This is a genomic window from Haemophilus sputorum HK 2154, assembly GCF_000287615.1.
Classification (GTDB): domain Bacteria; phylum Pseudomonadota; class Gammaproteobacteria; order Enterobacterales; family Pasteurellaceae; genus Haemophilus_A; species Haemophilus_A sputorum.
In genome coordinates this window covers 1-8,892 of the sequence record NZ_ALJP01000018.1, presented here as the reverse complement: position 1 = coordinate 8,892, position 8,892 = coordinate 1, and the positions used below count along the sequence as shown (strand labels likewise).

Genomic DNA, 8,892 nt, shown 5'->3' with positions numbered 1-8,892 from the left:
TTAAAACGCGGTGAAAAACAATTTAATCATGTTCTAGCACTGTTACGTAAAGCCCACGATGGCTGCGTTGATGAAGACTTAGAAAGCCAAGATATAACGCTTTATCCCTTAACACAAAACAAGGTATTAGCTGAAGCACTCTGTGCCAGAGCCGCTTATCAATACACTAATTACTATGCTGTACTCGATGACAAACTGAGCAAAGTAGAACAAGTGTTGGCGGATCAGTACAACGAAGCAGGCTATGATGAAAAACAAGGTTATGCGTTTGTAAGAGGCATTTACAAGGGGCGAGTAATAGGTGATTGCTGGAACAGTGAAGATGCAGTATGGAATGGCAAAATTTTTATCCGCACTTCAGAGTGGACAACGGGATCTTGTAAAGGTTTTACTGGTGGCGCATGGCAGTTACCGATTTTCGTCAGCGATATCATCGTAAAATAAATCAACAACACGTGCTTACAAGCGCTTAGATTTGACGAACTTTTTGCAAATCTTCTTTTAGGAATTTATAACATGAAAAAAGTTATTCTTCTCTCACTATTACCACTTACTGCAATGGCTGCGCCATCGTTAAAAGGTATTGTGGAAACTTATCAAAACTGGGATTTGATTTGTGATAATACCGGTACTTGTAATATGGCGGGTTATCAAGAAGAAAGAGATGGCTCTGAGCATCCTGTTTCGATTTTATTTACTCGAAGTGCGGGTGAGAAAGCATCTGTGACCGCACAGTTGGCATTATTACGTGAAGATGTTGGTAATAAAACGGCTGAAATTATCTTAAATGGTCAATCACTCGGTACTGTTCCAAATATTTCAGAGGATGGGAACGCAAAATTAAGTGAAAAACAAACAACTGAATTACTCACTGCACTAAAAGGTAATGCAAGTATTGAAGTGATTTTTGGGGAGTTTAAGGAGAAAGTCTCTGATAAAGGTGCAGCTGCCGCGATGCTCAAAATGGATGAGTTTCAACAACGTTTAAACACACCTTCAGCACTTATTCGTCAAGGTCAAGAAAAACATGTGGTATTAGCGCCACAGGCAGCACCTAAAATTCAAGTTGCCTATATTAAAAAACCTAGCAAAACAGAATTAAAACGAGGCGAAAAACAATTTAATGCCGTATTAGCATTATTGCGTAAAAGCGCTAATAGTAGTGCAAGTGACTGTGCGTCTCTTCATGATGATTCTGAACAGAAGACAATTACACTTTATTCACTTACGCATGGAAAAGTTTTAGCTGAGGCAGCGTGTCTCAGTGATGGCGCATATTACACCGGCTATTATGCGGTTATGGACAATAAATTGAGCAAAGTAGAACAAGTATTGGAAAATCAATACACCTTTGCACGTTATGATGAGAAGCTTAATACTTTAATTGTAGAAGGATCATTTAAATCTGATGGCATTGGTTATAGCTGGTATGGCCACGAAGCAGCATGGAATGGCAAAACTTTCATCACTACAGCGGAATATACTTCTGGTTCTGGTAAAGGCTTTATGGGTGGTGCGTGGGGTGGATTGCCGACTTTTGTGACTGAGCTTAACGTCAAATAAAAATCACTGCCCGCTTGTAAGCGGGCAGATTTTTATGATTTTTTGCAAAACTTCTTTTAGGAATTGATAAAATGAAAAAATATATTCTTCTATCATTATTGCCACTTACTGCAATGGCAACTTCAATCAAAGGTATTGGAGAAAACTACCAAGATTGGGATTTAATTTGTGATAATCTTGGCACTTGTCGTATGGCAGGTTATCAAGAGGAAGGAGACGATCCAGTTTCTATTTTATTTACTCGCGCAGCAGGTGAAAATGCTGCTGTTGAAGGGAAACTCACTATTTCACCATTCGGTGAAGCCGACCGTGATGTTCAAGTCGGTCAAGACATTGAAATTTGGCTAAATGGCAAATCATTAGGCACAGTCAAACATATTTCTGATGAGAACCCAGATAAACTCACTGAGGCGCAAACTAAGGCACTACTTAGCGGATTGAAAAAAGAAAGCGAAATTCGTCTCACCTATGGAAAAACCACGCTCAAAGTGTCAGACAAAGGTGCAGCGGCAGCCATGCTCAAAATGGATGAATTCCAACAGCGGTTAAATACGCCTTCAGCACTTATTCGTCAAGGTCAAGAAAAACATGCGGTATTAGCACCACAAGCCGCACCCAAAATTCAAGTTGCCTATATTAAAAACCCTAGCAAAACAGAATTAAAACGAGGCGAAAAACAATTTGATGCTGTATTAGCATTATTGCGTAAAAGTGCTGATAGTAGTGCAATTGATTACTGTTTGTCTCTTCATGATGATTCTGAACAGAAGACAATTACACTTTATTCACTTACGCAGGGAAAAGTGTTAGCTGAGGCAGTGTGTATCAGTGGTAGTGCAGCTTACACCGGCTATTATGCGGTCATGGACAATAAATTGAGCAAAGTAGAACAAGTATTGGAAGATCAATACAACTTTGCATATTATGATGAGAAGCTTAATGCTTTAATTGTAGAAGGATCATATAAATCTAGTGGCCTTGCTGAGAGCTGGTATGGCTACGAAGCAGCATGGAATGGCAAAACTTTCATCACTACAGCGGAACATACTTCTGGTTCTAGTAAAGGCTTTATTGGTGGAGCATGGGGCGGATTGCCGACTTTTGTGAGCGAGTTTAAAGTAAAATAAAAATCACAGCCTGCTTGTAAGCGGGCAGATTTTCTCTATTTTTTGCAAATCTTCTTTTGGGTATTTATAACATGAAAAAAATTATTCTTCTCTCACTATTACCGTTCACAGCAATTGCAACACCCATTCAAGGTTTTTTTGAAAACTATCAAGATTGGGATTTGATTTGCGATAATACCGGTACTTGTAATATGGTAGGTTATCAAAATGGTTTGGTTTCACTTTTATTTAGGCGAGAAGCCGGTGAGAATGCGGCAGTAAAATCATCTTTAACAATATCGGTCAATAATGGGAGCGATAAGGGCAATCCCGTAGAAATTAGGCTCAATGGGGAATTGCTCAGTATCGTGCCAAAGATGGAGGATATAGCGCTTGATAAACAAGTCGCAGCATTAGATGAGAAACAAACGGATGCATTATTAACTGCCTTAAAAAACAATGCAGATATTGAATTCATTTCTGGTCAATTTAGGGGCAAGTTATCGAATGAAGGAGCTAAAGCTGCGATGCTTAAAATGGATGAATTTCAACAGCGTTTAGACACGCCGTCAGCGCTAATTCGCCAAGGTCAAGAAAAGCATGCTGTATTAGCGCCACAAGATGTGCCGAAAATTCAACTTGCCTATATTAAAAATCCTAGAAAAACCAAATTAAAACGAGGCGAAAAACAATTTGATGCCGTATTAGCATTATTGCGTAAAAGTAATGAGACCATCTCAAGTAATTACTGCAATTCTCTTCATGATTATGAAATTACACTTTATTCGCTCACTGATGGAAAAATTTTAGCTGAGGTAGAATGTGACAATGGTGGTGCACCTTATAATAACTATTATGCGGTCATGGATAATGAATTGGGTAAAGTAGAACAAGTATTGGAAAATCAATATGACTTTGCGAGTTATTATGATAAAAAATTTGATGCTTTCATTGTAGGCGTATTAAAAACGGATGGTGTTGGAGATTGTTGGTATAGTCAAGAAGTTGGATGGAATGGTAAAACTTTTATTCTCACTAAAGCACAGACCTCTGGTTCTTGTAAAAGATTTATTGGTGGTGCGTGGGGTGCTTTCCCAACTTTTGTGAGTCAACAGGTGGTTAACAAGCCATAGAGGCTTATTTGCAAGCGGTCAGATTTAATGATTCGTTTGCAAATTTGTTTTTGTATGTTTATAGGGTGAAAAAGTCTCGTTAGTCTGGGCAAGATGCGGTATACAATGGTAAAATCTTTATTCCATTTTAGCGACATAGGACTATTAGGAGGTTCAAGTGATTCACTATAAAATTAACGAACCGATTTCAGTCAAACAATTTATTGAATTGCTAAATAAAACAACGCTGGGTTCTCGCCGTCCATTAGAAGATGAAGCGCGCGTGGCAATGATGTTGCATCATGCAGATTTGTTAGTCACCGCTTGGGATGGCGAGCAATTAGTGGGTGTAGCCCGTTCAGTAACAGATTTTGCTTATTGTTGTTATTTGTCTGATTTAGCGGTGGAGGAACAGTATCAAAAACAAGGGATTGGTCAACAGTTGATTAAATACACCAAGCAAGCCTTGCATCCACAAGCAAAAATCGTATTATTAGCAGCACCGCAAGCAGTGGAATATTATCCGCATATTGGATTTACGCAGCATATGAGTGCGTGGACGAAGAGTTAAAAAACGTTTGGGAAAGTGACCGCACTTTAGATTTAAATAGTCCCTTTCCTGGAATGTGTATAGGCATAAAAATGAAAAAATGGCTTTTTCTTGCATTAATAACATTACCTTTAGCAGGTTGTGGTACCTTGTCGACCTTAGATCAATCTAAGCCTTATAGTGGTATTCAACAGGATATGGAATTGATGGAACCTTGTAAGAACGTAGGTTGCGCAGGGCTTGTTATACTTACTCCACTTGCAATTATTGATTTTCCATTCAGTTTCGTTGGGGATACATTAATGTTACCCGTTAAGGGTATTCAAAATTTAGTTCAAGATTAGGCACTGCAGTGTTGTGAGCATGTTAGTGACGTCCTGTTAAAATGTATCAATAAGAGAGAGTAATTAGATAAACTAGAGGCATACTAATTTTATTAATTAGAGTGGGATTTCCCACCATTAACCATTTCAAAAATAACGGTGGGATAATCCCACCCTATAACAGGAGAAAACAATGTCAATCAAAGGCGACATCGGTGTTATCGGCTTAGCCGTAATGGGGCAAAACCTCATTTTAAATATGAATGATCATGGCTTTAAAGTCGTAGCATATAACCGTACCACTTCAAAAGTGGATGAATTTTTACAAGGTGCAGCAAAAGGCACCAATATTATCGGTGCATACTCTTTAGAAGATTTAGCTTCTAAATTAGAAAAACCACGTAAAGTGATGTTAATGGTGCGTGCAGGTGATGTAGTGGATCAATTCATTGACGCATTACTACCGCACTTAGAAGATGGCGACATCATTATTGATGGCGGTAACTCAAACTATCCGGACACCAACCGTCGTGTGGCAGCGTTGCGTGAAAAAGGCATTCGCTTTATCGGTACAGGTGTTTCTGGTGGTGAAGAAGGTGCGCGTCATGGGCCATCTATTATGCCAGGTGGTAATGAAGAAGCATGGACATTTGTAAAACCTGTGTTACAAGCTATTTCAGCAAAAACTGACAAAGGTGAAGCTTGCTGTGATTGGGTGGGTAAAGATGGTGCAGGCCATTTTGTGAAAATGGTACATAATGGTATCGAGTATGGCGATATGCAGTTAATTTGTGAAGCTTACCAATTCTTAAAAGAAGGCGTGGGCTTATCTGATGATGAGTTGGAAGCGACTTTCAAAGCATGGCGTAACACTGAATTAGACAGCTACTTAATCGACATCACCGCTGATATCCTTGGTTATAAAGATGAAGATGGTAGCCGCCTTGTAGATAAAATCTTAGACACTGCAGGACAAAAAGGTACGGGCAAATGGACAGGGATCAATGCGCTTGATTTTGGTATTCCATTAACGTTAATTACTGAATCTGTGTTTGCACGTTGTGTATCTGCATTCAAAGATCAACGTATTGCAGCAAGCCAATTATTTGGTAAAACTGTGGGTAAAGTGGAAGGTGATAAGAACGTTTGGATTGAAGCTGTTCGTAAAGCATTGTTAGCATCAAAAATTATTTCTTACGCACAAGGCTTTATGTTAATTCGTGAAGCATCAGAAAACTTTAACTGGAATATCAATTACGGCAATACCGCATTATTATGGCGTGAAGGTTGTATTATCCGTAGCCGTTTCTTAGGTAATATCCGTGATGCGTATGAGGCAAATCCAGATTTAATTTTCTTAGGTTCAGATAGCTACTTTAAAGGTATTTTAGAATCTGCAATGGGTGAATGGCGTAAAGTGGTAGCGAAGTCTATTGAAGTGGGTATTCCAATGCCTTGCATGGCATCAGCTATTACTTTCTTAGATGGCTATACTTCAGCACGTTTACCAGCAAACTTATTGCAAGCACAACGTGACTACTTCGGCGCACATACTTATGAGCGCACCGACAAACCACGCGGTGAATTCTTCCACACCAACTGGACAGGTCGCGGTGGTAATACTGCATCAACAAAATATGATGTGTAACTAACTTACAATAAATGATTCTGCATCTTAGTCAAATTAGATAGCTAATGAAACTAGATGCAGATTTTTATAGCTAAAATAAAAGGCTGAGTTTCGATTTTCCGAACTCAGCCTTTTAAATTTCTCAATGTAGCCTTATAGTTTTTCAGCTAACATCGCTTCTAATTTTTCTTGGTCAATTGCAAATTTACGGATACCTTCAGCTAATTTTTCAACTGCCATCGGATCTTGGTTATGCTCCCAGTAGAATTCTGCTTCAGTCAGTTTCTCTGGACGAGCTTTTACTTCACCTTTATATTCTAATTTACGTACAAGAGCAGTGTTGCTTTCTTGTAATGCTTTTAATAAAGGTGGTGCAATAGTAAGACGATCACAACCAGCAAGTTCAGTGATTTCGCCAACATTACGGAAACTCGCACCCATTACAATAGTGTTATAACCATATTGTTTATAGTAGTTATAAATGCCGGTTACAGAAATTACGCCCGGATCTTCACTTGCTGCATATTCTTTACCTTCGTGTGCTTTATACCAGTCTAAAATACGGCCTACGAAAGGAGAAATTAAGTAAACACCAGCTTCTGCGCAAGCGCGTGCTTGTGCTTGAGAGAATAATAATGTGAGGTTACAGTTAATGCCTTCTTTCTCTAATACTTCAGCGGCACGAATACCTTGCCATGTAGAGGCAATTTTAATCAAAATACGATCGTTAGAGATACCAGCTTCATTATATAAAGCCATTAATTTGCGTGCTTTAGCAATAGTTTTCTCTGTATCATAAGAAAAACGAGCATCAACTTCTGTTGAAATGCGCCCTGGGACAATTTTTAGGATTTCTAAACCGATGTTTACGGCTAATTTGTCTTCAGCATCAATTAGCTGTTGAGCCTTATCATTGCTTTTAGATTTTGCATAAGCCACAGCTTCATCAATTAATGGTGCATATTGTGGTAGTGCAGAAGCACTTAAAATTAAAGAAGGGTTAGTTGTTGCGTCTTGTGGTTGATATTGTTTAATCGCATCAATATCACCAGTATCAGCAACAACAACAGTCATTTCGCGTAAAGCGTCTAATTGGTTCATAATAGTTCCTCTTCTGTTTTTTTCTTATTATGGCATATTAACCTAAATAGGAAAGCTTTTATGTAATTTATATCAATTTTTTTCAGACTCCATTAAAAACAATCACAACATACAAACTATATATTATTAAGTAATTTGCAAAACTTGGAGGAAAATAGACCGCTTGTTGATGCGAATTTATACTCGCTGTCGTAATTTTCAACAAGCGGTAAAAAAATCAAAAAATTTTGCAAAAAAGACTTGCAAGGATTTGATATTTCTCTATAATGCACCCCACACAACGACGCGCTGTTGTGAATCTTCAGAAAAAGCAGTGCGTCGTTTATTTTTGTTCTTTAACAACATATCAGACAATCTGTGTGGGCACTTGTTGATTGACTTAATTTAAAAATATTTTTAATTTTGAAGTCTTAATAGGTGCTAACTAGAAATTCATTATACTTTTTAAGTAGTGACATTTTATGTCAGCAGTATTGAGCGATTGAACTTGAATTGAAGAGTTTGATCATGGCTCAGATTGAACGCTGGCGGCAGGCTTAACACATGCAAGTCGAACGGTAACAGGAAGAAAGCTTGCTTTCTTTGCTGACGAGTGGCGGACGGGTGAGTAATGCTTGGGAATCTGGCTTATGGAGGGGGATAACTACGGGAAACTGTAGCTAATACCGCGTAATATCGAGAGATTAAAGGGTGGGACCGCAAGGCCACCTGCCATGAGATGAGCCCAAGTGGGATTAGGTAGTTGGTGAGGTAAAGGCTCACCAAGCCGACGATCTCTAGCTGGTCTGAGAGGATGACCAGCCACACTGGAACTGAGACACGGTCCAGACTCCTACGGGAGGCAGCAGTGGGGAATATTGCACAATGGGGGGAACCCTGATGCAGCCATGCCGCGTGAATGAAGAAGGCCTTCGGGTTGTAAAGTTCTTTCGGTAGCGAGGAAGGCATTTAGTTTAATAGACTAGATGATTGACGTTAACTACAGAAGAAGCACCGGCTAACTCCGTGCCAGCAGCCGCGGTAATACGGGGGGTGCGAGCGTTAATCGGAATAACTGGGCGTAAAGGGCACGCAGGCGGTGACTTAAGTGAGATGTGAAAGCCCCGGGCTTAACCTGGGAATTGCATTTCATACTGGGTCGCTAGAGTACTTTAGGGAGGGGTAGAATTCCACGTGTAGCGGTGAAATGCGTAGAGATGTGGAGGAATACCGAAGGCGAAGGCAGCCCCTTGGGAATGTACTGACGCTCATGTGCGAAAGCGTGGGGAGCAAACAGGATTAGATACCCTGGTAGTCCACGCTGTAAACGATGTCGATTTGGGGGTTGGGCTTTAAGCTTGGCGCCCGTAGCTAACGTGATAAATCGACCGCCTGGGGAGTACGGCCGCAAGGTTAAAACTCAAATGAATTGACGGGGGCCCGCACAAGCGGTGGAGCATGTGGTTTAATTCGATGCAACGCGAAGAACCTTACCTACTCTTGACATCCAGAGAACTTTCCAGAGATG

Annotated in this window: 8 protein-coding genes and 1 rRNA gene; 8 read left to right on the top strand and 1 reads right to left on the bottom strand. The window is 39.8% G+C overall.

The window, feature by feature from the left end; all coding sequences use genetic code 11:
- The 7 genes from HMPREF1128_RS08205 to gnd form a co-directional block, all read left to right on the top strand.
- Positions 1-444 (top strand): DUF1176 domain-containing protein (locus tag HMPREF1128_RS08205; RefSeq protein ID WP_007526266.1); only part of this gene is annotated, 444 nt, incomplete at its 5' end.
- A 72-nt stretch (positions 445-516) separates the two neighbouring features.
- Complete coding sequence (locus HMPREF1128_RS08200) at positions 517-1,563, top strand: DUF1176 domain-containing protein (protein WP_007526270.1); 1,047 nt, start codon at positions 517-519, stop codon at positions 1,561-1,563.
- Positions 1,564-1,634: 71 nt separating this feature from the next.
- Positions 1,635-2,690 carry a DUF1176 domain-containing protein gene (locus HMPREF1128_RS08195; protein ID WP_007526273.1) on the top strand — a complete coding sequence of 352 codons (1,056 nt, stop codon included), beginning with the start codon at positions 1,635-1,637 and terminating at the stop codon, positions 2,688-2,690.
- Between the two features lie 71 nt (positions 2,691-2,761).
- Entirely contained in the window at positions 2,762-3,802 is a 1,041-nt protein-coding gene (locus tag HMPREF1128_RS08190) for a DUF1176 domain-containing protein (protein ID WP_007526263.1), read from the top strand.
- A gap of 157 nt (positions 3,803-3,959) precedes the next feature.
- Entirely contained in the window at positions 3,960-4,352 is a 393-nt protein-coding gene (locus HMPREF1128_RS08185; RefSeq protein WP_007526268.1) for a GNAT family N-acetyltransferase, read from the top strand.
- Between the two features lie 71 nt (positions 4,353-4,423).
- Entirely contained in the window at positions 4,424-4,675 is a 252-nt protein-coding gene (locus HMPREF1128_RS08180; protein ID WP_007526261.1) for a YceK/YidQ family lipoprotein, read from the top strand.
- 172 nt (positions 4,676-4,847) lie between these two features.
- Complete coding sequence (gene gnd, locus HMPREF1128_RS08175) at positions 4,848-6,302, top strand: decarboxylating NADP(+)-dependent phosphogluconate dehydrogenase (RefSeq protein ID WP_007526275.1); 1,455 nt, start codon at positions 4,848-4,850, stop codon at positions 6,300-6,302.
- A gap of 135 nt (positions 6,303-6,437) precedes the next feature.
- On the opposite strand, the gene tal is transcribed toward gnd, so the two are convergent.
- Complete coding sequence (gene tal / locus HMPREF1128_RS08170) at positions 6,438-7,385, bottom strand: transaldolase (protein WP_007526258.1); 948 nt, start codon at positions 7,383-7,385, stop codon at positions 6,438-6,440.
- A 489-nt stretch (positions 7,386-7,874) separates the two neighbouring features.
- Between tal and HMPREF1128_RS08165 the strand changes: the two genes are divergently transcribed.
- Positions 7,875-8,892, top strand: a 16S ribosomal RNA gene (locus HMPREF1128_RS08165); the annotation flags it as partial.